The sequence below is a fragment of the Streptomyces panaciradicis genome (assembly GCF_023516615.1).
Taxonomy (GTDB): Bacteria; Actinomycetota; Actinomycetes; order Streptomycetales; family Streptomycetaceae; genus Streptomyces; species Streptomyces panaciradicis.
The window spans coordinates 1-24,351 of sequence record NZ_JAMGBF010000053.1 but is presented as its reverse complement, the minus strand read 5'-3'; the positions used below and the strand labels follow the sequence as shown (position 1 = coordinate 24,351).

The 24,351-nt window shown below is 73.1% G+C and carries 20 protein-coding genes; 10 read left to right on the top strand and 10 right to left on the bottom strand.

The genetic code is table 11. From position 1 onward, the window contains the following. Positions 1–3: 3 nt before the first annotated feature. The 3 genes from M8J74_RS19885 to M8J74_RS19875 form a co-directional block, all read right to left on the bottom strand. Positions 4–999: a small ribosomal subunit Rsm22 family protein gene (locus M8J74_RS19885; RefSeq protein WP_249837713.1), complete on the bottom strand. Its 996-nt coding sequence runs from the start codon at positions 997–999 to the stop codon at positions 4–6. 77 nt (positions 1,000–1,076) lie between these two features. Then, a complete protein-coding gene (locus M8J74_RS19880) occupies positions 1,077–2,276 on the bottom strand; it encodes a serine hydrolase domain-containing protein (protein ID WP_249837712.1) in 1,200 nt (399 codons plus the stop codon). Further along, positions 2,228–3,526: a multidrug effflux MFS transporter gene (locus M8J74_RS19875; RefSeq protein WP_249837711.1), complete on the bottom strand. Its 1,299-nt coding sequence runs from the start codon at positions 3,524–3,526 to the stop codon at positions 2,228–2,230. Before M8J74_RS19875 ends, M8J74_RS19880 begins: the two co-directional genes overlap by 49 nt. Before the next feature lie 81 nt (positions 3,527–3,607). Here M8J74_RS19875 and M8J74_RS19870 point away from each other — a divergent pair, with 81 nt between their 5' ends. Next, positions 3,608–4,654: a Gfo/Idh/MocA family protein gene (locus tag M8J74_RS19870; protein ID WP_249837710.1), complete on the top strand. Its 1,047-nt coding sequence runs from the start codon at positions 3,608–3,610 to the stop codon at positions 4,652–4,654. Here M8J74_RS19870 and M8J74_RS19865 read toward each other — a convergent pair. Then, positions 4,641–6,284: an alkaline phosphatase D family protein gene (locus M8J74_RS19865; RefSeq protein ID WP_249837709.1), complete on the bottom strand. Its 1,644-nt coding sequence runs from the start codon at positions 6,282–6,284 to the stop codon at positions 4,641–4,643. The genes M8J74_RS19870 and M8J74_RS19865 overlap by 14 nt on opposite strands. Before the next feature lie 131 nt (positions 6,285–6,415). Here M8J74_RS19865 and M8J74_RS19860 point away from each other — a divergent pair, with 131 nt between their 5' ends. Then, a complete protein-coding gene (locus M8J74_RS19860; protein ID WP_249837708.1) occupies positions 6,416–7,174 on the top strand; it encodes an SDR family oxidoreductase in 759 nt (252 codons plus the stop codon). Positions 7,175–7,476: 302 nt separating this feature from the next. Here the strand turns inward: M8J74_RS19860 and M8J74_RS19855 are convergent, their stop codons facing one another. Further along, on the bottom strand, positions 7,477–8,613 hold the full coding sequence (locus tag M8J74_RS19855; protein WP_372500216.1) for a D-alanyl-D-alanine carboxypeptidase family protein: 1,137 nt from the start codon (positions 8,611–8,613) through the stop codon (positions 7,477–7,479). Positions 8,614–8,845: 232 nt separating this feature from the next. Here M8J74_RS19855 and M8J74_RS19850 point away from each other — a divergent pair, with 232 nt between their 5' ends. Both M8J74_RS19850 and M8J74_RS19845 read left to right on the top strand, forming a co-directional pair. Beyond that, the gene (locus tag M8J74_RS19850) at positions 8,846–10,318 is read left to right on the top strand and encodes an ABC transporter permease (protein ID WP_249837706.1); all 1,473 of its coding nucleotides are present in this window, start codon (positions 8,846–8,848) and stop codon (positions 10,316–10,318) included. A gap of 86 nt (positions 10,319–10,404) precedes the next feature. Beyond that, a complete protein-coding gene (locus M8J74_RS19845) occupies positions 10,405–11,121 on the top strand; it encodes an ABC transporter ATP-binding protein (RefSeq protein ID WP_249837705.1) in 717 nt (238 codons plus the stop codon). A gap of 28 nt (positions 11,122–11,149) precedes the next feature. On the opposite strand, the gene M8J74_RS19840 is transcribed toward M8J74_RS19845, so the two are convergent. Next, positions 11,150–12,130, bottom strand: a complete 981-nt coding sequence (locus M8J74_RS19840) for an aldo/keto reductase (protein ID WP_249837704.1) — start codon at positions 12,128–12,130, stop codon at positions 11,150–11,152. 57 nt (positions 12,131–12,187) lie between these two features. Further along, on the bottom strand, positions 12,188–12,514 hold the full coding sequence (locus M8J74_RS19835) for a sigma-70 family RNA polymerase sigma factor family protein (RefSeq protein ID WP_249837703.1): 327 nt from the start codon (positions 12,512–12,514) through the stop codon (positions 12,188–12,190). A 152-nt stretch (positions 12,515–12,666) separates the two neighbouring features. Between M8J74_RS19835 and M8J74_RS19830 the strand changes: the two genes are divergently transcribed. The 6 genes from M8J74_RS19830 (at position 12,667) to M8J74_RS19805 (ending at position 21,042) form a co-directional block, all read left to right on the top strand. Continuing rightward, positions 12,667–13,233 (top strand): DoxX family protein, encoded by a 567-nt coding sequence (locus tag M8J74_RS19830; RefSeq protein WP_249837702.1) that lies wholly within the window; start codon positions 12,667–12,669, stop codon positions 13,231–13,233. Between the two features lie 35 nt (positions 13,234–13,268). Beyond that, entirely contained in the window at positions 13,269–13,622 is a 354-nt protein-coding gene (locus M8J74_RS19825; protein ID WP_249837701.1) for a MazG-like family protein, read from the top strand. A 52-nt stretch (positions 13,623–13,674) separates the two neighbouring features. Next, positions 13,675–15,288, top strand: a complete 1,614-nt coding sequence (locus M8J74_RS19820; RefSeq protein ID WP_283948347.1) for an AMP-binding protein — start codon at positions 13,675–13,677, stop codon at positions 15,286–15,288. Positions 15,289–15,459: 171 nt separating this feature from the next. Continuing rightward, positions 15,460–17,070 carry an MFS transporter gene (locus tag M8J74_RS19815; RefSeq protein WP_249837700.1) on the top strand — a complete coding sequence of 537 codons (1,611 nt, stop codon included), beginning with the start codon at positions 15,460–15,462 and terminating at the stop codon, positions 17,068–17,070. A gap of 123 nt (positions 17,071–17,193) precedes the next feature. Then, positions 17,194–17,922 (top strand): DUF4232 domain-containing protein, encoded by a 729-nt coding sequence (locus tag M8J74_RS19810; RefSeq protein ID WP_249837699.1) that lies wholly within the window; start codon positions 17,194–17,196, stop codon positions 17,920–17,922. 63 nt (positions 17,923–17,985) lie between these two features. Then, positions 17,986–21,042, top strand: a complete 3,057-nt coding sequence (locus M8J74_RS19805) for an AfsR/SARP family transcriptional regulator (RefSeq protein WP_249837698.1) — start codon at positions 17,986–17,988, stop codon at positions 21,040–21,042. A 10-nt stretch (positions 21,043–21,052) separates the two neighbouring features. Here M8J74_RS19805 and M8J74_RS19800 read toward each other — a convergent pair whose 3' ends face one another. From M8J74_RS19800 to M8J74_RS19790, 3 genes are all read right to left on the bottom strand, one after another. Continuing rightward, positions 21,053–21,598, bottom strand: a complete 546-nt coding sequence (locus M8J74_RS19800) for a sigma-70 family RNA polymerase sigma factor (RefSeq protein WP_058925644.1) — start codon at positions 21,596–21,598, stop codon at positions 21,053–21,055. Positions 21,599–21,793: 195 nt separating this feature from the next. After that, a complete protein-coding gene (locus M8J74_RS19795) occupies positions 21,794–23,053 on the bottom strand; it encodes a hypothetical protein (protein ID WP_249837697.1) in 1,260 nt (419 codons plus the stop codon). Between the two features lie 11 nt (positions 23,054–23,064). Next, the gene (locus M8J74_RS19790) at positions 23,065–23,943 is read right to left on the bottom strand and encodes a lytic transglycosylase domain-containing protein (protein ID WP_249837696.1); all 879 of its coding nucleotides are present in this window, start codon (positions 23,941–23,943) and stop codon (positions 23,065–23,067) included. Positions 23,944–24,351 lie beyond the last annotated feature (408 nt).

The following is a 24,351-nucleotide window of genomic DNA, read 5'->3' as shown; positions in this document are numbered from 1 at the left end:
CGGCTACGGCCGTGCCGCGCGTGGCGGCCAGGAGTCGCCCCAGTCGGCGTCCCGGGCGGCCTTGTACAGGTCGCCGTGCCGCTTGGTGACGGTCGTGCGGCTCAGGCGCTCCTCGGTCTCGCACAGGTCGAGCAGGACCTGCCCCTTGCGGATCTGGGGTCGGCGTACGACGCGGGAGGGGGCGGGGGCGACGGGGAAGCGGGCGGCGGCGACGTAGCTGAACTTCTCGTCCTCGTAGGGCAGTGATCCGCCCTTGACCCTGCGGTGCAGCGAGGAGCGGCTGACCCGGGCGGAGAAGTGGCACCAGTCCTGGCCGGGGACGATCGGGCAGGCGGCGCTGTGCGGGCAGGGGGCGGCGATCCGGAAGCCGGCGCCGATCAGCCGGTCGCGGGCCTCGATGACGCGGGCGTAGCCGGCGGGTGTGCCGGCCTCGACGATCACGACGGCCTGGGCGGCGGAGGCGGCGGCGTCGACGAGGGCGGCGCGGTCGGTCTCCGTCAGCTCGTTGAGGACGTAGGAGACCGTGACGAGATCAGTGCTCTCGACGGTGAGCGCCGCTCCGATCCGAGAGCGCTGCCAACGGGCGTCGCGCAGGTCGGGGTGGGCGGCCGCGAGCTCCTTGCCGAGGGCGAGGGCGGGTTCGGCCCAGTCGAGCACGGTCACCTCGCGCGCGCCGGGCCAGACGTCGGTCACGGCCCAGGTGGCGGCGCCGGTGCCGCCCCCGACGTCCACCTGGCTGCCGGGCACCCAGCCGGGCACGGCCGCGGCGAAGGCGGCGAGGGCCGACCGCACGGCCTCGAAGGTGGCCGGCATCCGGTACGCGGCGTAGGCGGCGACGTCGGCCCGGTCGCGCAGGATGGGGGCGTCGGTCGGGGTGGCGCCCCGGTAGGTGGCGATCAGCCGCTCGACGGCCTGCGCGGCCTGCCTGGGCGGCAGACCGTCGAGCAGGTCGGCGAGGGTGCCGCGCAGGGTCTCGGCCGGGGATACGGGGGCGTTCACTGGGCGATTCTAAGGCGTCCCGCGGTGACCCCGGTCAGGCGTCCTCAGCCCGTCCGGCGTTCGAGGACAAGGCCCGTTCAGGGCCGACGGGGGTCTGGGGGCAGCGCCCCCAGGACGGCCCGCGCCACCCGCGTCGCCGCGGCCGCCCGCGGCCCGCTGTCGGCCCGCCGCCTCCTCGGATGCACCGTGTTCCCCAGCAGCACCACGAACGTGTCCGTGGCCGGGTCCAGCACCAGCGACGTCCCCGTGAACCCGGTGTGCCCCGCGGCCCCCCGCCCGGCCAACTCCCCCATGAACCACGCCTGGTCCACCGCGAACCCCAGCCCGGGAGGGTTCAGCAGGAGCTCCACGAAGTCGGGGCCGAGGATGCGCGCGGGCCCGTACGACCCCCCGGCGAGCAGGGTCCGGCAGAAGACCGCCAGGTCCCGTCCCGTGGAGAACAGTCCGGCGTGTCCGGCGACCCCGCCCAGCGCCCAGGCGTTCTCGTCGTGGACGATCCCCCGCAGCATCCCCCGGTCCGCCTTGGCCCAGGGCCGCCGCTGGTCCTCGGTCGCCGCCGCGCCGGGGCAGGGCCCGAAGTCGGTGGCGGTCATGCCGAGGGGGCGGGTGATGCCCTCGTGGATCAGGACGTCCAGGGTCCGGCCGGTGATGCGCTCCAGGAGGTGCTGCAGGAGCAGCATGTTGAGGTCGGAGTAGGTGTAGGTGCCGGGCACCCCGATGGGGGCCTCGGCGCGCAGCATCGCCATCCGTTCGGCGTCGTCGGCGCAGTCGTACAGGGGGAGTTCGGGCCGCAGCCCCGAGGTGTGCGTGAGCAGTTCCCGCACGGTGATGCCGTGCCGGGCCGCCGCGCGGAACTCCGGCAGGTAGGCGCCGACCCGCGCGTCGATGCCGAGGGTGCCGCGCTCGATCTGCTGCACGGCGGCGACGGAGGTGAACAGTTTGGTGAGGGAGGCCAGGTCGAAGGGGGTGTCGACGGTCATCGGCACCCGGTCCCGCGCGGGCAGCTCCACGCCGGTGTCGGTGTCGGGGTCGTAGGCGGAGTAGCGCACGGCGAAGCCCGCCGCCTCCTCGACGGCGATCACCGGTCCGCGCCCGGCGACCACCACGACCCCGGCGGCCCAGGGGCGCTCCCCGGCGGTGAGGGCGTGGGCCTCCCGGGCGAGGAGGCGCAGCTCCCCGGGGTCCAGGCCGGCCCGTTCCGGGGTGTCGACCCGCAGTCTCGGCGCGCTCAGCTCTCCGCTCCCTCCGCCGTCGCACAGCTGTTCCAGGGACGGCACATTCCCACGAAGCAGGCCAGCGCCACCAGTGCGCCCACCAGTTGGACGACGGCCATCGGGACGGCGGAGTGCTCGCCGGCGATGCCGACCAGCGGGGAGGCGACGGCGCCGATGAGGAAGGAGGTCGTGCCGAGCAGCGCGGACGCGGACCCGGCGGCGTGCCGGGTGCGCATCAGGGCGAGGGCCTGGGCGTTGGGGAGGGTGACGCCCATGGCCGACATCAGCACGAACAGCGCGGCGGCGACCGGCACGAGCCCGGTTTCGCCGAAGACGCCCGTCGCCATCAGCAGCAGGGCGGTGGCGGCCGCGATGACGACCGCGAGGCCGATCCCGAGGACCTTCTCCAGGCTGACCCGTCCCACCAGGACCTTGCCGTTGATCTGGCCGACCGCGACCAGCCCGACGGAGTTCAGGCCGAACAGCAGGCTGAAGGTCTGCGGGGAGGCGCCGTAGATCTCCTGGATCACGAACGGCGAGGCGGCGATGTAGGCGAACAGCGCCGCGAAGGCGAACCCGCCGGCCAGCATGAACCCGCTGAACGGCAGGTCGGCCAGCAGCCGCCGCATGGAGTGCAGCGCGTCGGCCACTCCCCCGCCGTGCCGCTCGCCGGCCGGCAGCGTCTCGGGCAGCCGCGCCCACACCAGGCCGCCCAGCAGCAGCCCGACGACGGTGAGGACCAGGAACACGCCCCGCCAGTCCGTCACCCGCAGGATCTGCCCGCCGATCAGCGGCGCGACGATCGGCGCGACGCCCGAGACCAGCATCAGGGTGGAGAAGAAGCGGGCCATCGCCACCCCGTCGTACAGGTCGCGTACGACGGCCCGGGCGATGACGATCCCGGCCGCGCCGGCCAGACCCTGCGCCAGCCGGAAGGCGACCAGGGCCTCGACGGTCGGCGCGAGGGCGCACAGGGCGGTGGCGACGACGTACACGGCGAGGCCGGTCAGCAGGGGCCGTCTGCGCCCCCACTTGTCGCTCATCGGGCCGACCACCAGCTGCCCGAGGGCCATGCCGAGCAGGCAGGCGGTGAGGGTGAGCTGGACGGTGGCGGCGGGGGCGTGCAGGGAGCGGGTGACCTCGGGCAGGGAGGGCAGGTACATGTCCATCGCCAGCGGGGGCGTGGCGGTGAGGCCGCCCAGGACGAGGGTGACCAGAAGCCCGGTGCGGCGCGCGGCGGCACCGGCGGCCGGTTCCGTGCCCGGACCGGCCGCCCGCTGTATGGGGGGTGTCGGTGCGCCCTGCTCGGGCATGCGCCCCTCCCTTTCCGAGTGGTCCGGCACCTATGCTCTCAGCTCGTACAGGGTGCCGGGCGTCAGTTGAGCGAGGGTGGCATGACGGCGGAAAGCGTGCGGTGGGGGATTCTGGCGACCGGCGGGATCGCCGCCGCGTTCACGGCGGACCTGGTGGATCTGCCGGACGCGGAGGTCGTCGCGGTGGCCTCGCGGTCCCGGGCGTCGGCGGAGGCGTTCGCGGAACGGTTCGGGATCGAGCGGGCCTACGGCGAGTGGGGCGCGCTGGCCGAGGACGCGGACATCGATGTCGTGTACGTCGCCACCCCGCACGCGGCGCACCGGGCGGCGGCCGGCCTGTGCCTGGAGGCCGGGCGGAACGTGCTGTGCGAGAAGGCGTTCACCCTGAACGCGCGCGAGGCGGAGGAACTGGTCGCGCTGGCGCGGGGGCGCGGGAGCTTCCTGATGGAAGCGATGTGGATGTACTGCAATCCGCTGGTGCGGCGGCTGAAGGCGCTGGTCGACGACGGCGCGGTCGGCGAGGTGCGGCATGTGCAGGCGGACTTCGGGCTGGCCGGGCCGTTCCCTCCTTCGCACCGGCTGCGCGACCCGCTGCAGGGCGGCGGGGCGCTGCTGGATCTCGGCGTGTATCCGGTGTCGTTCGCGCAGCTGCTGCTGGGGGAGCCGTCGGACGTCACGGCGAGAGCGGTGCTCTCCGACGAGGGCGTCGATCTGCAGACCGGAGCACTGCTCTCATGGGAGAGCGGTGCTCTCGCCTCGGTGCACTGCTCCATAGTCGGCGGTACGGCGACCTCGGCGTCGGTGACTGGCTCGCAGGGCCGCATCGACATCCCGAACGGCTTCTTCTTCCCGGACCGCTTCGTGCTGCACCGGGACGGCCGCGACCCCGAGGAGTTCACCGCCGACCCGGCCGACGGCCCGCGCAACAGCCTCCGGCACGAGGCCAGGGAGGTCATGCGGGCCCTGCGCGCCGGCGAGACCGAGTCCCCGCTCGTCCCGCTCGACGGCACGCTCGCGGTGATGCGGACGCTGGACGCGATCCGGGAGCGCGTCGGCGTCCGCTACCCCGGCGAGGGCCCGGAAGGAGAAGGCCCGCTGCGGCCGGTGGAGGCCGTCACGCCGGCTTGAGCCCCTGGTCGCCGACCTCCGTCACGAAGGAGGCGGCCGTGGAGATCGGCGCGCCGGTCGTGGTCACGTACGGAACGGTCTTGAAGTCGGCGCGCGCCTGCGCCTGGTCGAGCGTGACCTTCACGTAGCCGCGCCGGCCGTCGTAGAACTTCAGGTGCGGGTTGGCGGTCATGTACGTCGACCAGTTCGACGGCTTCTCGGTGCCGTCCTGGCCGCTGGCGATCGAGGTGGCCACGATCTCGGTGCCCAGCGTGCGCGAGGACGGGTCGTCGAAGTCGTCCTTGATGTCGAAGGCGTATCCGACGTGCACGTCGCCGCTGAGCACCATCAGGTTGGCGACGCCTGCCGCCTTGGCGCCGTCGAGGATGCGGCGCCGGGAGGCCGGGTAGCCGTCCCAGGCGTCCATGGAGACCTTGGCGACGGCGTTGAGGTCCAGCTTGCGCTGGGAGAAGCAGACCTGCTGCGGGACGACGTTCCACACGGCCGTCGAGGCCTGCCAGCCGCTGATCAGCCACTGCTCCTGGGCGGTGCCGGTCATGGTGCGCGCCGGGTCCTCGGACTCCGGGCCGGGGACGTGCTTGCCGTCGCCGTAGGCCTGGTCGGAGCGGTACTGGCGGGTGTCCAGGACGTCGAACTGGGCGAGCCCGCCCCACCGCAGGCGCCGGTAGAGCCGGGCGTCGGGGCCGACCGGGAGCTGCGGGACGCGCAGGGGCTGGTTCTCCCAGTACGCGCGGTAGGCGGCGGCCCGGCGCAGCAGGAACTCCGCCTGCGGGGTGCCGTCCTCGGGGATCGCGCCCGCGTAGTTGTTGTCGGTCTCGTGGTCGTCCCAGGTGACGACGAAGGGGTGCATGGCGTGCGCGGCGCGCAGGTCGGCGTCGGAGCGGTAGAGGGCGTAGCGCAGCCGGTAGTCCTCCAGCGTCACGGTCTCGTGGTTGTAGAGGTCGGGCAGCACGCGGTCGGTGTACTTGCGGGCGCCGCCGGCGGCGTCGACCGGGTACTCGTACATGTAGTCGCCGAGGTGGAAGACGAGGGCGACGTCGTCCTGGGCGAGGTGCTTGTGGGCGGTGAAGTAGCCGTCCTGGTACTGCTGGCAGGAGACGGCGGCGAAGGAGAGCGAGGAGGCGGCGGCGCCGAGCGCGGGGGCGGTGCGGGTGCGGCCGGTCTCGCTGAGCCAGGTGCCGGTGCGGAAGCGGTAGTAGTAGGCGCGGTCGGGGTCGAGGCCTTCGACCTCCACGTGGACGCTGTGGTTGAACTCGGGGTGCGCGATGACGGTGCCCTTGGCCGCGGTCAGGACGAAGTTCTCGTCCTGGGCCATCTCCCAGTCGACGTCGACGGGTTGGGCGGGCAGTCCGCCGTCGGCCTGGTAGGGGGCGGGCGCGAGCCGGGTCCACAGCACCACCGAGGTGGGCAGCGGGTCTCCGGAGGCGACGCCCAGGGTGAAGGGGTCGCTGTCGATGCGGGCCGCGTCCAGGGTGGCGGCGGTCGCGGTGCCGGTGGCCGGCAGGTCGACGGCGAAGGCGAGCGCGGCGGCGGCCGCGGTCAGGGTCAGAAAGCGGCGGCGGCCGAGCTGCCGGGCGGCGGCACGGACCTCGGGGGTGTGCCACCGCGAACGGCGTGTGGTGATGGTCATCCAGTCCTCCCCTCACAGTTGAGGGAGCGGGGATGTCACCGGCCACGGCCGACACACCTTGTCGGGTGCACAACACCCGGATGGCGGACGTGCCGGTCCCGGATGCCGGACACTCGCCTACGCTGCCGGGCATGACTGAGACGGGATCGAGGACCGCGGTGGTGACCGGCGCCGGATCGGGGATCGGGCGGGCGGTCGCCGTGGAACTGCTGCGGGCGGGCTGGTCCGTGGCGCTGGCGGGGCGGCGGCCCGAGACGCTGGCGGCGACGGCGGAGCTGGTGCCCGAGAGTGCCTGCGTCGCCGTACGCACCGACGTCTCGCGGCCGGAGGACGTCACCGCGCTGTTCGCCGCCGCCGTGGAGCGGTTCGGGCGGGTGGACCTGCTGTTCAACAACGCGGGGACGTTCGGGCCGGGCGGGGTGCCGGTGGAGGAGCTGTCGTACGACGCCTGGCGGCATGTGGTGGACACCAACCTCAACGGGGCGTTCCTGTGCGCGCAGGCGGCGTTCCGGCAGATGAAGGAGCAGCGGCCGCAGGGCGGGCGGATCATCAACAACGGGTCGATCTCCGCGCACACGCCCCGGCCGTCGTCGGTGGCCTACACGGCGACCAAGCACGCCCTGACCGGCCTGACCAAGTCGCTGTCCCTGGACGGGAGGCCGTACCGGATCGCCGTCGGGCAGATCGACATCGGCAACGCGGCCACCGACATGACGCAGCGGATGCAGGCGGGCGTGATGCAGGCGAACGGTTCCATTGCGCCCGAGCCGGTGATGGACGTCGCCGATGTGGCACGCACCGTGCGGCACATGGCGGAGCTGCCGCTGGAGGCGAACGTGCAGTTCGCGACGGTGTTGGCGACCGCGATGCCGTACATCGGTCGCGGCTGAGCGGCTTCCTGAAGCGCCGAAGAACCGTCAACTCCTCAACTTGCACAAACGGAATTGAAGCGTCCGGACCATTGCGGCCGGTCGTGGATCTATGCTCAAATCTCCTACACAAGAGCTTCACAGTTGGAGCAGTGAGGTTCCGTAGGCCCAGGCTGCTCGCACGTCTCGCAAGGCCAAACCGAGGGGGGAGGCGGCAGTCGTTCCGCCGCATCGGGTGGGGGTGGATTCCGCGGGAAACCGCGGGATACGCACCGGTGCGCGGAACGGCTGCCGCACGCATCCCACCGGCGGCCCCGCCCGCATCAACCGGCGTGCTCGCCCGTGTCCTTGCGCCGCCGGCGCAGCGCCCACGCCCCGCCCGCCAGCAGCGCGACCGTGCCGCCCGCGCCCTCCAGCAGCCGCCAGCCCGAGGGCGCGCCGGAGCCCGCGCCGGGAGCGCCGGCCGCCGCCTGCACCGCCGTGCGGCTCGGCGTGGCCCGGGCCCCGCCCTCGCTCAGCGGCTCGACCAGCCGGCCCACCGCCTCCACCGAACTCCCGCGCCCGAATCCCCAGTCGAGGAGCGCGGCCGTCTCCTCGTAGACCGCGTTGTAGCCGCTGGTGGGGTGCATCACCGTCACCAGCAGGGTGCGGCCGCCGCGGGTCGCGGCACCGGTGAAGGTGTTGCCGGCGTGGCTGGTGTAGCCGTTCTTGACGCCGATCAGCCCGTCGTACGTCTTCACGCCCCACGCGCCGGTCAGCAGGCGGTCGGTGTTCTGGATCTGGAAGGTCTTCTTCCCGCCGGCCGGGAAGTCCGCGGTCCTGGTGTGGCAGTAGGCGCGGAAGTCGGCGTTCTTCAGGCCGTGCCGGGCGAAGAGGGTCAGGTCGTAGGCGGAGGAGAGCTGCCCCTTGTGGTCGAAGCCGTCGGGGCTGACGACATGGGTGTCGAGGGCCTGCAGGTCCTCGGCCCTGGCCTGCATCTCGGCGACCGTCTTGGCGATGCCGCCGTTCATGTGGGCCAGCACGTGCACGGCGTCGTTGCCGGAGCGCAGGAAGACGCCCTGCCACAACTGCTCGACGGTGTAGGTGATCCCGGGCTTGATGCCGACCAGGCTGGATCCGGAGGGGACGTCGGCGAGGTCCGCGTCGGTCACCTTGTAGCGCTCGGCGCGGTCGAACTTCTTCAGGACCGTGTCGGCGAAGAGCATCTTCAGCGTGGAGGCGGGGGCGAGCCGTCTGTGCGCGTCGCAGGAGGCGAGGACCTCTCCGGTGTCGCCGTCGGCCACGAGCCAGGCGGCGGCGCTGAGCTTCTTCGGCAGCCCTTCGCCCTGGACTCCGGGGCGGGCCAGACGCGCCCCGCCGACGACGGTCGCGGCGTGCGCGGGAGTCGCCGCGGCGAGCGGCAGCGCGGCGGCGGCCAGGCCCAGAACGGCACGCCGGGACAGGGGTGAAGAACCATGCACCCCGGGACCGTACTGCATCTTTCTGAGGGACGGCCCTCGGACCCCCGGCCACTCGACCGGGGTTTCCTGGCAGGAGCCCCTCTGCGGCCCAGGAATCGCCTGTCTGACGAAATTCTGAGGGCGCCCCCCGCTTTCTCAGCTGTGACACATCCTTTACTCAGTCCCGCGCAAAGGTTCCTCCCTAGCTTGTGGCAGCGCCCACAGCGGGCGCCAAGAACCTTCGAGGAACGGGATGTTTGGCATCTATCTCAAGCGCGAACTGGGCCGCAGAAAGAAGGCGGCCCTGGTCATCGCACTGGGTCTGGCGCTCGGAATCGCGCTGGTCATCACCGTCGACTCGGTGTCGGCCGGCATGACGCAGGCACAGGACAAGGTCCTCAAGTCGCTCTACGGCCTCGGCACGGACATGACCGTGACCAAGGCGCGGTCGGCCCCCAAGGCAGGCAGCTCGCAGGGCCCGAACTTCAAGTTCGACGCGAAGTCGAGCGGCAGCAACAAGCAGAGTTCGGACCGCGTCATGACGCAGGGCGGTCAGGCCCTGTCGTCCTCGCTGGTCGGCAAGGTGGGCGCGCAGAAGGGCGTGGCGAGCGCGGTCGGAGCGCTCACGCTGAACGTCACCAAGGTCGACGGCTCCTTCACCCAGGGCAAGGCCAAGTCCTCCACGTCCTCCTCCTCGGGCTCCCAGCAGCAGGGCGGCCCGGGCGGCGGCACGAGCAGCGGCGGCGGTCAGCCGCAGGTCCAGGGCGGCGGCGCGGACTTCAGCGTCAACTCCTACTCCGTGGCCGGCATCGACGTCACGAACCAGGACCTGGGCCCGCTGGCCACCTCCAAGATCACCTCGGGTACGACCTTCACCTCCGCGCAGACGAACGCGAAGGTCGCGGTGGTCGGCAAGTCCTTCGCCAAGACCAAGAAGTACAAGGTCGGTTCGACCTTCACGATCTCCGGCACCAAGTTCACGGTCATCGGCATCGCCACGCCCGACAGCGGCGACTCCACGACCGACGTGTTCGTCCCGCTCAAGCAGGCGCAGACGCTGGGCGACGCGAAGAACAAGGTCACCACGATCTACGTCAAGGCGACCGACTCCCAGCAGATCGCGGCCGTGAAGAAGGCGATCCAGTCCCACATCTCCGGGACGACGGTCACCACCTCCGCCGACCTGGCGTCCACCGTCTCCGGCTCCCTGTCCACCGCCTCCGACCTGGCGACCAGCGTCGGCAAGTGGCTGTCGGTCGCCGTGCTGGCCGCTGCGTTCCTGGTGGCGGCGCTGCTGACCTCCGCCGCCGTCTCCCGCAGGGTGCGTGAGTTCGGCACCCTGAAGGCGCTGGGCTGGCCGAGCCGCAAGGTGACCCGGCAGGTCGTCGGCGAGTCCATGGTGAACGGCCTGATCGGCGGCGGTCTCGGCATCGCGCTGGGCCTCGCGGCCGCCTACACGGTCACCGCGATCAGCCCGAAGCTGACCGCGCAGCTCGGCAGCGGCAGCGGTGGCGGCATGGGCGGGGCGGGCGGCGGTCCCGGCGGCGGCCCCGGTCAGCAGTCGGCCTCCAGCTCCATGGAGATCGCCCTGTCCGCCCCGGTCTCCCTGACCACCATCGCGCTCGCGGTGGGCCTGGCGGTCACCGGCGGCCTGATCGCCGGCGCGATGGGCGGCTGGCGGGCCTCCCGCATGCGCCCGGCGGACGCCCTGCGCAGCGTCTCGTAGCACCCCCGCCCCCCCGAACCGGGGCGCCGCCTCCGTACATCCCCCGGGAGGCGGCGCCCCACCCCTACCTTCCTGTGGAGAAGCCCATGTACCGACTCACCGGCGTCACCAAGCGCTACACGCGGGGCAAGGAGACCGTGGAGGCGCTGCGCGGCGTCGACCTCACCATCGCCGACGGCGACCAGCTGGTCATCCAGGGCCCCACCGGCGGCGGCAAGTCCACCCTGCTGCAGATGATCGGCGGCCTGGACCGGCCGACCGAGGGCAGTGTCGAGCTGGACGGCGTCGACCTGGCCCGCATCGGCGAGACCAGGCTGACCCGGGTGCGCGCCGAGAACATCGGCATCATCTTCCAGTCGTTCAACCTCATCCCGACCCTGACCGCGCAGGAGAACGTCGAGACGGCCCTGGTGCCGCTGGGCGTGAAGCCCGCCGAGCGCCGGGAGCGCGCCGCCGAGGCGCTGCGCTCGGTCGGGCTCGGCGAGCGCCTCGGCCACGCCCCCTCGGAGATGTCCGGCGGCCAGCAGCAGCGCGTCGCCATCGCGCGGGCGCTGGTGAAGAAGCCGAAGGTGCTGCTGGCGGACGAGCCCACCGGCAACCTCGACGAGGGCACCCGCGACGACATCATGGCCCTGCTGGAGGGGCTGTGGCGCGAGCACGGGCTGACGTTCGTCATGGTCACCCACGACTCCTCCATCGCCCGCCGCGCCCCGCGTCTGGCCACCATCGCGGCGGGGCGACTGACGCTGACGGAGCAACAGCCGTACGGCGTGGGGGCGTACGACGGTCAGATCGCCCACTGACCCCGTCCGGCGGGCCCGCCGGGGCCGCTCACCTCCCCAGGATCCGGTCGATCTCGGCCAACTGGCCCGCGGTGAGCGGCCCCTTGGCGAGGGCGCCGGCGTTCTGCTCGGCCTGGGCGACCGACCGGAAGCCGGGGATGGGGACCGTGCGCGGGCTGCGGGCCCAGATCCAGCCGAGGGCGCCCTGGGCGAGGGTGCGGCCGTCGCTGCCGAGGATCTCCCTGATCGCGTCGACGCGGGAGAGCCAGTCGGAGGCGGCTCCCGAGCCCTCCTCGAAGCCCGGCAGCCAGGCCGGCGGCCTGCTGCGGATGTCGCCCGCCTCCAGCTCGCCCTGCCGCCGGCCCGCCAGCAGCCCCATCGCCAGGGGGCTGCGGTTGATGCTCGCCAGGTCCGCCTCCTCGCACAGCGCGAGCATGGCGGGGGCGTCCTGGAAGACGTTCAGCGCGTGCTGGACGGCGGCGCAGTGGGCGCCTTCGGCGAAGACGGCGGCGCGGTCGGGGTCGTCGGTGCTCCAGGCGTAGGCGCGGATCAGGCCCTCCAGCACCAACTCCTCGCAGGCGTCGCGCAGTCGGGCGGCCTGTTCGGGGTGGGCGTCGGAGATGTGGAGCTGGTACAGGTCCACATGGTCGGTGCCGAGGCGGGCGAGCGAGGCGGTGAGCGCCTCACGGACGTACTCGGCCGACACGTCCGCGCCCTTCAGGGTGCGGGTGGTCTCGTCGAAGACGTTGCCCCACTTGGTGGCGATCACGACCTCGTCGCGCCGCTTGCCGAGGGCGCGGCCGAGGACACGCTCGCTGTGCCCGGCGCCGTAGGTGTCGGCCGTGTCGAAGAAGGTCACCCCGAGGTCGAGGGCGCGGTGGATCGCCCGTACGGACTCCTCGTCGTCGACTTTTCCCCAGCCCAGAGGCTGCCCGCTCAGGTCGGACCACTCACCGCCGATCGCCCAGCAGCCGAAGCCGAGGGCGCTGACCTCGATGCCGCTGCGTCCCAAAGTCCTGTTGGTCTCCATGGGCACAGACGCTAGGAGTTGAAGCGCACTCCAGGGCAAGCCCTTTCACCGGACGTGTCACGCCTGCCCGGTCTCGAACCGGGCGATCCTGCCGTCGTCGGTGACGTCGAAGCTCCAGCGGGTGCGCATCTCGCCCCAGGTGTCGTTGCGGTAGTGGGCGACGAACGCCCGGCCGCCCCGGGACTCGTTGTCCACGTCCAGGTGGCCGTGGGAGGAGAAGATCTCCCGGTCGATCCAGTCGCCGAGGTCGCGCTCTGAGCCGTCGTCCGACATGGTGGCGTCGTCGGTGAGCAGGGCCATGAACGCGTCGCGGTCGTGGGCGTTGACGGCGGTGACGAAGGCGCGCACGACCGGGTCGCTGAGTTTGGCCGGTTGAATCGTCATACCGGTCAGGCTCACACCGCTCCCCTGCCGCCGCCACCCGAACGGCGGCGCGGAACGGTCCGCCGGGGGCCGGCGGTGCGACGGTGAGTATGCGGAGGGGACTGTCCCGCGTCTGCCGCCATTGTCCGTTCCTGTTCTTCCCGGGAGTCATCGTGACCGCTTTCGACCGACGTGATGTGGGCCTGCTGCTGCTCCGGCTGGGGGCCGGAGGGGTCCTGGCGGCGCACGGCGCGCAGAAACTGCTGGGCTGGTTCGGCGGCCACGGCATCGAGGGGACCGGCAAGTTCATGGAGTCCGTCGGCTACGCGCCGGGCCGGGCGAGCGCCACGGCGGCGGGCCTGGCGGAAGCCGGTGGCGGCATGCTGCTGGCGCTGGGCCTGGCGACGCCCGCGGCCGGTGCGGCGGCGGCCGGTGCGATGGCGGGAGCGGCCGCCGTGCACGCCCCGAACGGCTTCTTCAACCAGGAGGGCGGCTACGAGTACGCGGCCACCCTGGGCCTGGCCGCCACCGGCCTCGCGGTCACCGGCCCCGGCCGGCTCTCCCTCGACCACGCCCTCGGCCACGCCCTGGACCGCGGCTGGATGGTCCCGGCGGCGCTCGGTGCGACGGCGGCCGTCACGGCGATGGTCGTGGGCGCGCGGAACCGCAGGCTGAGGAAGCCGGAGCAGGACGACGCGGCGGGGCGGTTCGACGCCCAGGAGCCGCTGTCCGGGGAGTGACCCTCCTTCGTCGGACGGGTGGCAGGCTGGGCCCCATGACCGATCAGCACTCCCGCCCCTCCTCCCCCGACGTCTGGTCCTCGGTCGACGCCCTGTGGACCTGGCTGGACGGCGAACAACCGCACGGCGGCCGGGAGGGTCTCCTGCTGCGCGTCCTCAAGCTCTCCGAGGAGGTCGGCGAGGTCGCCCAGGCGGTGATCGGCGTGACCGGCCAGAACCCCCGCAAGGGCGTGACCCACACCTGGGAGGACGTCCAGGGCGAGCTGTGCGACGTGGTGATCACGGCCCTGGTGGCCCTGCGCACGCTCACCCCGGACGCCCGCGAGGTGTTCAACCGGCATCTGGAGAAGGTCACGGAACGCTCCCCCGGACCGTCGGCGCCCCGGTGACGGGGCGTCAAACAGTCTGTGCCGCACGCCACTTGCGCCGGATACTGACGCCATGATGGCGACGTCGTACCAGCAGGGCGCATCCGACGAGGAACTGCTCGGCGAGACCGTGGGGGCGCTGCTGCGCCGGGCGGCGGGGCTGGCGCCGGACACGGTCGCCCTGGTCGAGGGCGTACCGGAGCCCGCCGCACGGCGCAGATGGACGTACGCGGCCCTCCTCGACGAGGCCGAGCGCGCGGCCCGGGCCCTGCTCGGCCGGTTCTCGCCCGGCGAGCGGGTGGCGGTGTGGGCGAACAACATCCCGGAGTGGGTGATCCTCGAACTCGCCGCCGCGCTCGCGGACATCACGCTGGTCACGGTCAACCCGGCGCTGCGGGCTGCGGAGTTGCGGCACGTGCTGGGCCACTCGCGTGCGAGCGGGGTCTTCCTGCGCCGGGAGTACCGCGGGAACCCGATGGCGGCGACGCTGGACGAGATCCGCGCCGACCTGCCCCGCCTGCGCACGAGCGTGCTGTTCGAGGACTGGGCGGAGTTCTGCGCCGAGGGCTCCCCCGGCCTGGCGCTGCCGGAGGTCGCGTCCTCGTCGCCGGCCCAGATCCAGTACACCTCGGGCACGACCGGCGTACCCAAGGGCGTGGTGCTGCACCACCGGGGCATCACCGACAACGCGCGCCTGGCCTACGTCCGCACCTTCGGCCTGCAACCCGGCGAGGCCGCGCTCAACCCGATGCCGCTGTTCCACACCGCGGGCTGCGTGCTGGCCACCCTGTCGGCGATCGCCGGTCTCGGCACGCAGGTGCTGCCGCCGTACTTCGACCCGGGGCTGATGCTGGAACTCACCGCATCCGAACGGCCCGTCATGACCGGTGGTGTGCCGACCATGCTCCTGGCCATGCTGGAGCACCCGGCGTTCCCCGAGACCGACCTCTCCTCGCTGCGCTTCGTGCTGTCGGGCGGCGCCACCGTGCCGCCCGAGCTGGTCCGCCGGGTCGAGCAGGCCTTCGGCGTGCCGATGGCGGTCGTCTACGCCCAGACCGAGGCCTCCCCGGGCATCACCATCACCCGCCTCGACGACACCCCGTACGACCGCGCCCACACGGTCGGCAGGCCCCTGCCGCGGACCGAGGTGAAGATCGTGGACGCGTCGGGCGCGATCGTGCCGGCCGGCGTCACCGGCGAGCTGTGCACCCGCGGCTACCACGTCATGACCGGCTACCTGGACGCCCCGGACCACACGGCCGCCGCCGTGGACGCCGACGGCTGGCTGCACACCGGCGACCTGGCCTCGATGGACGACCGCGGGTACTGCCGCATCGAGGGCCGGCTGAAGGACATGATCATCCGGGGTGGCGAGAACATCTACCCGCGCGAGATCGAACAGGTCCTCGCCGCCCATCCCGCGGTCGCCGAGGCCGCCGTCGTCGGGCTGCCGGACCCGGTCTGGGGCGAGCGGGTCGCCGCCTTCGTCCGCCGCACACCGGGCGGCCGAGTCGGCGAGAAGGAGCTCTTCGACCACGTCCGCGCGCAGCTGGCCCCGCACAAGACGCCCCGCACCTGGGTGTTCGTCGACGCCTTCCCGCTGACGGGCTCGGGCAAGATCCGCAAGACCGCGCTGCGGGAGGAGTACGTCGCGGGGCGCCTGCCGGAATCGGCCGGGGGCGAGTGACGGGGCTCTGACGCGGGTTTCCGCAGCTGAAGGACGTACTGGACGTTCTCCGTGGGCAGCCGTGTGCGCGGATATTGGGCAACTCATTGACCGGTGCAGAAATACTGCCTACATTCGCAGCGTTTCCCGGCGCCGCCCCGTCCCCGTCCTCCGCTCGAAGGGGAGCCCCACGTGTCCACCGAAACCCGCACCCAAGCCGACGGCACCGCCACCGAACCGGCATCCGGCAAACTGCCCGTCGGCACGCTGGTGGCCGGCTGTTTCGCGGTCTGCCTGGCCCAGATCGCCCTCGCCATGCCGGCCACGCTCAACGGTCTCTTCCAGGAGGACCTGCACCCCGTCGGCTCGCAGCTGACCTGGATCTCGGACGCGTTCCTGCTGCCGGTCTCGGTGCTGGAGCTGACGTTCGGCGTCCTCGGCGACCTGTTCGGCCGCAAGCGGCTGCTGGTCGGCGGCGGCGCGCTGCTCGTACTCGGTGAGGCGCTGGCCGCCGCCAGCACCGGCATCCACGTCCTGTGGCTGGGCCAGGCCATCGCCGGCCTGGGCGCGGCCGCGCTGTTCCCGACGTCGCTCGCGATGATCGCCGCCGGCACGCACTCGGCCCGGGACCGGGCCCGCACCATCACCCTGTGGGCCGCCGCCCTGTCCAGCGGCGGTTTCGTCGCCCCCGTCCTGGGCGGCATCACCGGCAACTACGGTTCCTGGCGCTGGGCTTTCATCGTCGTCACCGGTCTCGCCGTGGTCAGCACGCTGCTCAGCCAACTCTTCGCCCAAAACTCCAGCGCCCCGGAAGGCCGTTCGCTCGACCTCGCCGGTCAGATCACCATCGGCGTCGGCATGTTCGCCCTGCTCTACGCGGTGATCCAGGGCCCGGCCGACGGCTGGACCGCGACACCGGTGGTGATCGCGTACGTCGTCGCCGTGCTGTTCATCGGCCTGTTCGTGGTGGCCGAACTGCGCGCCGAGGCACCGCTGTTGCGCCTCGACCTGTTCCGCAACAGGGCGTTCGCGGTGGCGTCGTTCGTCGCGGTGGTCGGCATGTTCAGCTACCTCGGCACCGCGTACGCCACCAGCATCAGGCTCGGCCCGATCCAGCACCAGAGCCCGCTGCGCGGCTCGTTCGCGTTCATCCTCCTCAACGCCTGGACGCTGCTGCTGATGCCGCTGATCTCCCGGCTGCTGGAGCGGGTCAGCGCGCGCTGGGTGCTCGGCGCCGGCCTGGGCCTGATGGCCGCGGGCGACTTCGTGGCCGCCACCCTCTCCGTCCACGACCGCGCCCTGACCTCGCTGATCCTGCCCATCGGCCTGGTCGGCATCGGCTTCGCGCTGACCGTCTCCTCGATCACGGCGACCGCCGTCAACACGGTCGAGGTCCGCTACGCGGGCATGGCCAGCGCCTCCACCAGCCTGCTGCGCGACTTCGGCTTCACGCTCGGCCCGGCGGTCATCGGCGCGATCGCGCTCAGCCGCGCCGCCGACGAGTTCACCCGAAAGCTCGCCGCCTCCGACCTGTCCGCCCAGGCCAAGGCCGCGGCGGCGCAGGTCGCGGCAGAGGGCGGCCCGCTCGCCTCCAACTCGGTCCCGCCGGCGTCCCCGCCGGGCGGCGGGGTGCCGATCGCGCTGGAGGCCCTCGGCAACGGCTACGCGATCGGGTACGTCGTCTGCGGTGTCGCCGCCCTGGCCTGCTGCCTGCTCAGCGTGATCGCGCTGGGCGGCAAGGGCGACGAGGACGCGACGGTGGGCATCGCCAAGGAGGAGGAAGCGGCGGTGGTGACGGCCTGACCTGCGTTGTGTCACCGCTGCGTCACAGGTGACCCACAGGGGAAACCCGTCGCACCCGAGATCGGTCTCCCTCGGCGAAAGCCGGCGGAGACCGGCTCGTGCGAACCGACCTCGGGGGACCTCATGCACCACGTCGACACTGTCCGCAAGGCCGCGCTGGCGGTGGCCGCGCTCTCCGCGACGCTGGCGATGACCGCCTGCCAGCCGGGCGACTCCACGTCCGGCGCCGGAGGCTCCTCGCCGACGCCCAGCGCCTCGGCGCCCGCCTCCTCCACGCCGGGCTCCTCGGCGCCGCCCGCGACCGCATCCCCCGCCTCCCACTCCAGCTCCGGCACGGGTACGGGCTCCGGCACGGGTACGGGCACCGGCACCGGCACCGGTTCGGGCTCCGGCTCCTCGGGTACGGCGGTGAAGACCTGTGCGGCGACCGCCCTGAACGTCACCGCCCACCAGGCCGCCAACCGGCCGGTCGGCACCGGGACGGGTGCCGCGGTCTTCGAGTTCACCAACACCTCCAAGCAGACCTGCGTCCTGCAGGGCCACCCCACGGTGGCCGGTGCCGGCAACGGCTCCCCGCAGCACAACGCCCCGCTGAAGGTGACACCCACCGGCACCGCCACCCCGGTCAAGCTGGCTCCCGGCGGCAAGGCGTGGCTCAAGCTGACGTTCGTCCAGGTCCAGGGCGAGGCCGACGGCTACTGCAAGTCCGGCGCCACACCGACGACGTACCCGACGATGGTGATCGGCCTGCCGGGCGCCGGTGCCCACCAGGTCGCCCTGGACGACGGGGTGTTCGCCGAGTGCGACAACACGGTGACGGCCACCGCGGTGTCGGGGGCGGCGCTGTCCTGACCCCTGTCCGGGAATAGCTGTTCGAAGGTACGAGCCACGGTTTCTGCGGCTACTGTCCCCGGCGTGGACACAAGTGCAATGGTGTCGTTCCGGTTCTCTCTGTTGGGTCCGCTGCGCGCCTGGCGGCAGGACGCGGAGCTGGCGCTCGGCCCCCCTCAACAGCGTGCCGTACTCGCACTGTTGCTGCTGCGCCGGGGACGGACGGTCGGCGTCGGCGAACTCGTGGACGCGCTGTGGGGCGCCGACCCGCCGACGGCCGCCGTCTCCGTGCTGCGCACCTACGTCTCCCGGCTGCGCGGACTCCTCGAACCCGACCGGCCCGCGGACGGGTCACCGCGGCTCCTGCTGACCCTGGGCGACGGGTACGCCCTGCGCACCGACGCCGTCGTCAGCGACCTCGAACGGTTCGAGGACCTCGTCGCCCGGGCCGGGGCGCGGCAGGCCGAGGGCGACGACCTGGCCGCCGTGGAACTGCTGCGCACCGCGCTCGACCTGTGGCAGGGCACCCCGCTGGCCGGGGTGCCCGGACCGGGTGCCGAGACCGAGCGGCGCCGGCTGGAGGAACGGCGGCTGACCGCCCTGGAGACGCGGCTGCGCATCGAGCTGGACCTCGGCCGGCACGCCCGGGTGCTGCCCGAACTGACCGCCCTGCACGAGGCGCACCCCCTGCGGGAGGCGCTGTGCGAACTCCTCGTCCACGCCCTGTATCGCGGCGGACGCCGGGCGGAGGCCCTCGCGGTGTACGACCGCACCCGGCGCGCCCTCGTCGACGGACTCGGCATCGAACCGGGCCCGTCGCTGCGGGCTCTGCGTGCCGGGCTTCTCACCGAGGGGGGTTCCGGTTCGGCAACGGGCGACGACGACGTATCCGGCCCGACCACCGGGACCGGCGCACCCTTCGGCGCGGTGGCCGAAGCGGGCGGGCCGGAGGAAGTGCCCCTCGGTGACGGTGGGGGCGGGCTCACGGACGCGGGAGGCGCGGACGGGACCGGCGACGGTTCGGGCGGTCCCGGTTCGGACGGTCCCGGTTCGGACGGTCCCGGTCCGGGCGGGGCCGGTTCGGGTGGGAGTGTCGTACGGCCGTCCCAACTGCCCACCGACCTGGCGACGTTCACCGGGCGCAGGGCCCAACTGGACAATGCCGTCGCGCTGCTGCCCGACCGGGGGCAGCCGCGGACCAGCGTGATCGGGCTGATCAGCGGAATGGCCGGCTCGGGCAAGACGACCCTCGCGGTGCACTGGGCGCACCGGATCGCCCACCGCTTTCCGGACGGCAGCCTCTACGTCAACCTGCGCGGCTACGACCCGTCCGGCTCGCGGATGGCCCCCGGCGAGGCGATCGAGTCGTTTCTCGTCGCGCTCGGCGTCGCCCAGCAGGCGGTCCCCGAGGAACTGGAGGCGCGGGCCGCCCTCTACCGCGGTGTCCTCGCCGGCCGGCGCGTGCTGATCGTGCTCGACAACGCCGCCGACAGCGAGCAGGTGACACCGCTCCTGCCCGCCGCCCCCGGCTGCCTCGTCATCGTCACCAGCCGCAGCCGGCTCAGCGGCCTGGTCGCCCGGCACGGCGCGCATCCCCTCGCCCTCGCCCCGCTGTCCGCCGAGGAGTCCCTCGAACTGCTCGCCCGGCGGCTGGGCGACGCCCGGGTCGACGCCGAGCCGGAGGCCGCCCGGGCCATCGTCGGCCTGTGCGCCGGGCTGCCGCTGGCCCTGTCGATCGTGGCGGCGCGGGCCGCCCTCCACCCCGGCTTCCAGCTCGCCGGCATCGCCGCCGAACTCCGTCAGGACCACGGCAGCCTGGACGCCTTCGCCGGCGGCGACGCCGGCACCGACGCCCGCGCCGTCTTCTCCTGGTCGTACCACGCCCTGTCGCCGGAGGCGGCCGCCCTCTTCCGGCGGCTCGCCCTGCACCCCGGTCCGGACATCACCGTCGCCGCGGCCGCCGCACTGGCCGGCGTGCCCCGTCGCACGGTCCGCGCCCTGCTGACCGAGCTGACCGGGTCGAGCCTGCTCATCGAACGCGCTCCGGGCCGGTACGTCTTCCACGATCTGCTGCGCGCCTACGCGGCGGAGCTCACCGAGGCCGAGGACGACGAGGCGGTGTGCGGGGCGGCGCTGCTGCGGATGCACGATCACTTCCTGTTCACCGCCCACGGCGCCTCCATGGTCCTCGACCCGTTCCGGGAGGCCATCCCCCTCCCGGCGAGCACAACGGAGTCCGCGCCCCTGCGGTTCAACGACCGGGCGGAGGCGACCGCCTGGCTGCGCACGGAGCGGTACGTGCTGCGCGAGATCGTCACGCACGCCGCCGCGCACGGCTTCGACACGCACGCGTGGCGTACGGCGGCGGCCCTGGACGTCTACTTCAACCGGCTCGGCTACTGGCACGATCTCCTCGAGATCAACGGCGCGGCGCTGCGCTCCGCCCGGGCGGCCGGCTCCGTGACGGGTGAGGCGTACTCGCTGTGCGGGCTCGGCGTCGCGCACTCCCAGCTCGACCACGCGGCGCAGGCGCAGCGGTTTCTGGAGGAGGCGCTGGAGCTGTTCCGGTCGGCGGACCACGCCGGCGGGCAGGCCCGGGTGCATCGCGGTCTCGCTTATCTGTGCAACCGCACGGACCGCCGCCACGCCGCGCTCGACCACTACGCGCGGGCGATCGAGCTGTACCGGTGCGAGGACGACCGCAGTGGCGAGGCCGGTGTGCTCAACCAGGTCGCGTGGACGTACATCCTGCTGGGAGAGCACGAGAAGGCCCTCGAACACTGCGAGGAGGCCGTCCTGTCCTACCAGGAGCTCGGCGACCCCTACGGCGAGGCGTCGACGCAGGACACACTCGGCTACGCCCTGCATCATCTCGCGCTCCACGCGGAGGCCATCGGGCACTTCGAGCGCTCGGCGCGGCTGTTCCACGGGATCGGCGACCGCTATCTCGAGTCCGAGGTGCTGCGGCACCTCGGCGACGCCCATCTCGCCACCGGCGACCGCGACGCCGCCCGCGCGGCACGGCGGGCCGCGCTGGCCCTGCTGGAGGAACTCGGCCACGCGCAGGCGGACGAGGCACGGCGGGAACTGCGCGAGCTGAGCGAGCCGGCCGAACGGCCCCCGGGGCAACCGGCGGCCTGAGGCACGGCGCTCACCTGACCCCGCTGTCCTCCAGGGCCGCCTTCAGGCTGCGCAGGGCGTAGTAGACCCGCGACTTCACCGTGCCCTGCGGGACGCCCAGCACCTCGGCCGCCTGCTGCGTGGTGCGGTCGGCGAAGATCGTGGCGCGCAGGGCCTCGCGGTGGGCCGGCGTCAGCGACCGCAGGGCGTCCTGCACCACGATCGACGACAGCATCCGCTCGATGTCGTCGGCCTCGGCGCACATGTCGCTCAGCCAGGAGTTGCCGCTGATCTCCGTCGGCCGCGCCGTCCGGGTCCGGTGCGCGTCGATGACGAGGTTGCGGGCGACCCGGAACATCCACGGCCGTACCGCCATGCCCTCGCCGTCGGCGAGGGTCTGCTTGTTCCAGCAGCGCAGCAGGGTCTCCTGGAGGATGTCCTCCGTGCGGTGGGTGTCTCCGCCCAGCATGCGCAGGACGTACGAGTAGAGCGCCGGACCGTGTTCCAGGTAGAGGTCCCGCAGCGCCCGTTCCTCGGGCGAGACCGCGCTCGCGGATCCGATGACCGTCACGTTCATGGTGTGCTCCTGCTCCTTCGGGGCGGCCTGCCCCGGTCCGCGGACGGGGGCGGGGCCGCCTGGAGCTCGGAGTGTTGCGACGGGCGATGCACATTCGTTCGACGAGCGGGCCACGAGCCGGTTGACGATCGGTCCACGCGGTGGACGGATCGATATACGCGCAGGTCGCGGCGTCAAAGGAGAGCGGGGCCGCGGTCAGACGTAGGCGGCCTCCAGAGCGTCGACGCGTCTGCGGACCCGGTCGGCGAGCTCCGCGTCGGCCGACGCCAGCAGGCCGCGCCGGTGCAACCGGTCCCACATGTGCAGCAGTTCGCGGCCGTGGGCCACGGCCGCGCGGTCGTCGTCGATGCCCTGCCAGGCGGCCGCCGCCCGGGCCACCTCCTCGGACGCCCGCAGGTCCCCGGCCCGGCACCGGATCCTCGCCACGGCCAGGGCCAGCACGGTGGCCTCCCGGTGGTCGCCGCGCAGGTGGGCGATGTAGGCCTCCACCGCCCGCGCCTCCACCGCGCGCGGATCCTCGGCCCCCGCCTCCTCGGTGAGGTTCTCGCGCAGCCGGCTCGCGAGGAGGTGGGCCTCCTCCAGCCGTCCGACGGTCACGAGGGCGTTGATCCGGCCGACGGGCCCGGCGAGTTCGGCGGGCGGCGCGACGACGGGGACGGAACCGGTGGCGCGGCTCGGGGCGACCACCTGGCGCTCGGCGGCGGCCCGGGCGACGGCGGTGGCACGGGCGACGGCGGTGGCGACCGCCGAGCCCAGGGCGGTGGGGGGCGTGGCCGGGCGGCCGGGGCCGGGGGCTGCGGCCCCATCCCGGGGTGCGCCCTCGGGCATCAGCCCGGGAACGGCTACGGCCTCGGCGCCGACCCCCGTCTCCGACACGGGAAGGCCGGCCTCCGGCATGGAGAGGCCCGTCTCCGACACAGGGAGGCCCGTCTCCGAAACGGGAAGGCCCAGCTCCGACACGGGAAGGCCCATCTCCGACACGGGAAGGCCCGTCTCCGGCACGGGGAGGCCCGGCTCCGGCGTGGAGAGGCCCGGCTCCGACACGGGGAGGCTGGTCTCCGCCTCGGCCTCGGCATCCGCCTCCGGCTCGGGCTCGAGGCCGGCCTGAGGCGCGACTTCGGGTTCCGGCTCGGCAAGCGATCCGTACGCGGCCGCGGCCGGGGATTCCGCCTCGGCCGCCGGGCCGGCCTCGGGCCCGCCCTCCCCTTCGAGATCCTCCGCTCCCGTGGGGTCCAGGACGCGGCTGGAGCCGTCCGGGGCGACCTCCAGGACGAAGTGGCCGGTGTCGGGGCTGTCGTTCACCGTCGCCTCGACGGCCTCGCCGCGTTCGGCGGCGTACCGCTGCAGCCGGTCCAGGACGGCCTCGTGCAGGGACTGGCCCGGCGCGGGGAGGAGGGGTTCACCGTCGATCGCGGCGAGCCCCTCGTCGGAGATGTACACCTCGTAGCGGTCCATGGCGTTCCTCCTCAGGGAGTGGGGGTGGGGGTGAGGGACTCGGTGGGGACGGGGGTGGGCAGCGAGGTCTGGATGCCGGTGGGGGTGGACGTGCCGGACGGGATGGCGGCGACCCCCGCGTACTTGGCGAACTGGGCGCGTACGGCGGCTACATAGCCCTGGGCCTCCGCGGTCCTGGGCACGCCCTTCGCCGCGCGGACGGCGTCCATGCCGACGTCGTAGCCGGCGAGGGCGAGGTCCAGGACGCTGCCGGTGGCCTCGTTGGCGTCGATCATCTTCTGGGCCTCGTCGGCCATGGCGCAGATGTAGCGGCCCTGCGCCATGATCGAGTCCTTCGCGTCCAGCGCGGAGGTCTTGCCGTTGTCGTCGTCGTCCTTGCCGTACTTGGTGAAGATGTCGGGCGGCAGCTGCGAGATGCCCTGCCTGCCGTCCGGGCCGACCAGGGAGGCGTTGAAGCCGGACGCCCTCTCGATCTGGGAGGCGATCACGATCGGCCCGATGGCGCCGCACAGTTGGCCGGCCTTCTGAATGGGGTCGACCAGGTCCTCGGGGACCGTGGAGGTGTCCAGGTCGCCGTGGCCGTCCCCCTGGAAGACGGCCAGCACGGAGCTCGCGTCGCTCGGGCCGGGCAGGTCACCGCCCCCGCCACCGCCGCCGAAGATGCTGTGGAAGAGCAGGTAGATGGCGATCAGCGGGGCCAGCAGGACACCGAAACCGCAGAACACGATGACGATGACCGTCCCGCCGGCCAGGCCGACCGGGAACAGCAGGCAGCCCGCGCCGCCGGCGGCGATCGCCGTGTTCCTGACGGCGTTCGACCCGCCCTCCCCGTCCGGCTGAGCCGGTGCCTGCGCCGGAGCGCCGCCCTGCTCGTCCGTGTCCACGCCCATGGGTGTCCGCCTTCTTCCCCTCGCCTTGAACCGCTGTGCCGCAACGGCCCGTTGTGCTGTCCGTCGGGCTCGGCAGATCGAAACGGGCCTCAGAACAAATAAGTTCAAAACGGTGGAAACCAAATGAGTCAGAGCAGCGGACGTACGAGGCAAGAGGGGGGCGGGGCACACATGGGCACACCTTCGGCGACGCCGTCGGGCCGGGGAGGTTGGGTGCGAGGGCCGAAACCCGCTTCCCCGCACCCCGCCCCCGGGAGCGAGGGCGCCGGTACGCCGACGGGACCGGCCCCCGCCGGCCACGGAGCCAGCGGCGCACCCGCGCCCGCTCCCGCACCGGTGCCCGCCTCCGCACCGGTGCCCGCTCCCGCACCGGCCGCCGTGTCCGCGGCCCCCGTCCACACCGCGGCC

Excerpts from the sequence above, each read along its gene's own strand:
- M8J74_RS19875 (WP_249837711.1), bottom strand. The coding sequence starts at position 3,526 with ATGCCCGAGCAGGGCGCACCGACACCCCCCATACAGCGGGCGGCCGGT.
- M8J74_RS19870 (WP_249837710.1), top strand. The coding sequence starts at position 3,608 with ATGACGGCGGAAAGCGTGCGGTGGGGGATTCTGGCGACCGGCGGGATC.
- M8J74_RS19865 (WP_249837709.1), bottom strand. The coding sequence starts at position 6,284 with ATGACCATCACCACACGCCGTTCGCGGTGGCACACCCCCGAGGTCCGT.
- M8J74_RS19860 (WP_249837708.1), top strand. The coding sequence starts at position 6,416 with ATGACTGAGACGGGATCGAGGACCGCGGTGGTGACCGGCGCCGGATCG.
- M8J74_RS19850 (WP_249837706.1), top strand. The coding sequence starts at position 8,846 with ATGTTTGGCATCTATCTCAAGCGCGAACTGGGCCGCAGAAAGAAGGCG.
- M8J74_RS19845 (WP_249837705.1), top strand. The coding sequence starts at position 10,405 with ATGTACCGACTCACCGGCGTCACCAAGCGCTACACGCGGGGCAAGGAG.
- M8J74_RS19840 (WP_249837704.1), bottom strand. The coding sequence starts at position 12,130 with ATGGAGACCAACAGGACTTTGGGACGCAGCGGCATCGAGGTCAGCGCC.
- M8J74_RS19835 (WP_249837703.1), bottom strand. The coding sequence starts at position 12,514 with ATGACGATTCAACCGGCCAAACTCAGCGACCCGGTCGTGCGCGCCTTC.
- M8J74_RS19825 (WP_249837701.1), top strand. The coding sequence starts at position 13,269 with ATGACCGATCAGCACTCCCGCCCCTCCTCCCCCGACGTCTGGTCCTCG.
- M8J74_RS19820 (WP_283948347.1), top strand. The coding sequence starts at position 13,675 with ATGATGGCGACGTCGTACCAGCAGGGCGCATCCGACGAGGAACTGCTC.
- M8J74_RS19810 (WP_249837699.1), top strand. The coding sequence starts at position 17,194 with ATGCACCACGTCGACACTGTCCGCAAGGCCGCGCTGGCGGTGGCCGCG.
- M8J74_RS19800 (WP_058925644.1), bottom strand. The coding sequence starts at position 21,598 with ATGAACGTGACGGTCATCGGATCCGCGAGCGCGGTCTCGCCCGAGGAA.
- M8J74_RS19795 (WP_249837697.1), bottom strand. The coding sequence starts at position 23,053 with ATGGACCGCTACGAGGTGTACATCTCCGACGAGGGGCTCGCCGCGATC.
- M8J74_RS19790 (WP_249837696.1), bottom strand. The coding sequence starts at position 23,943 with ATGGGCGTGGACACGGACGAGCAGGGCGGCGCTCCGGCGCAGGCACCG.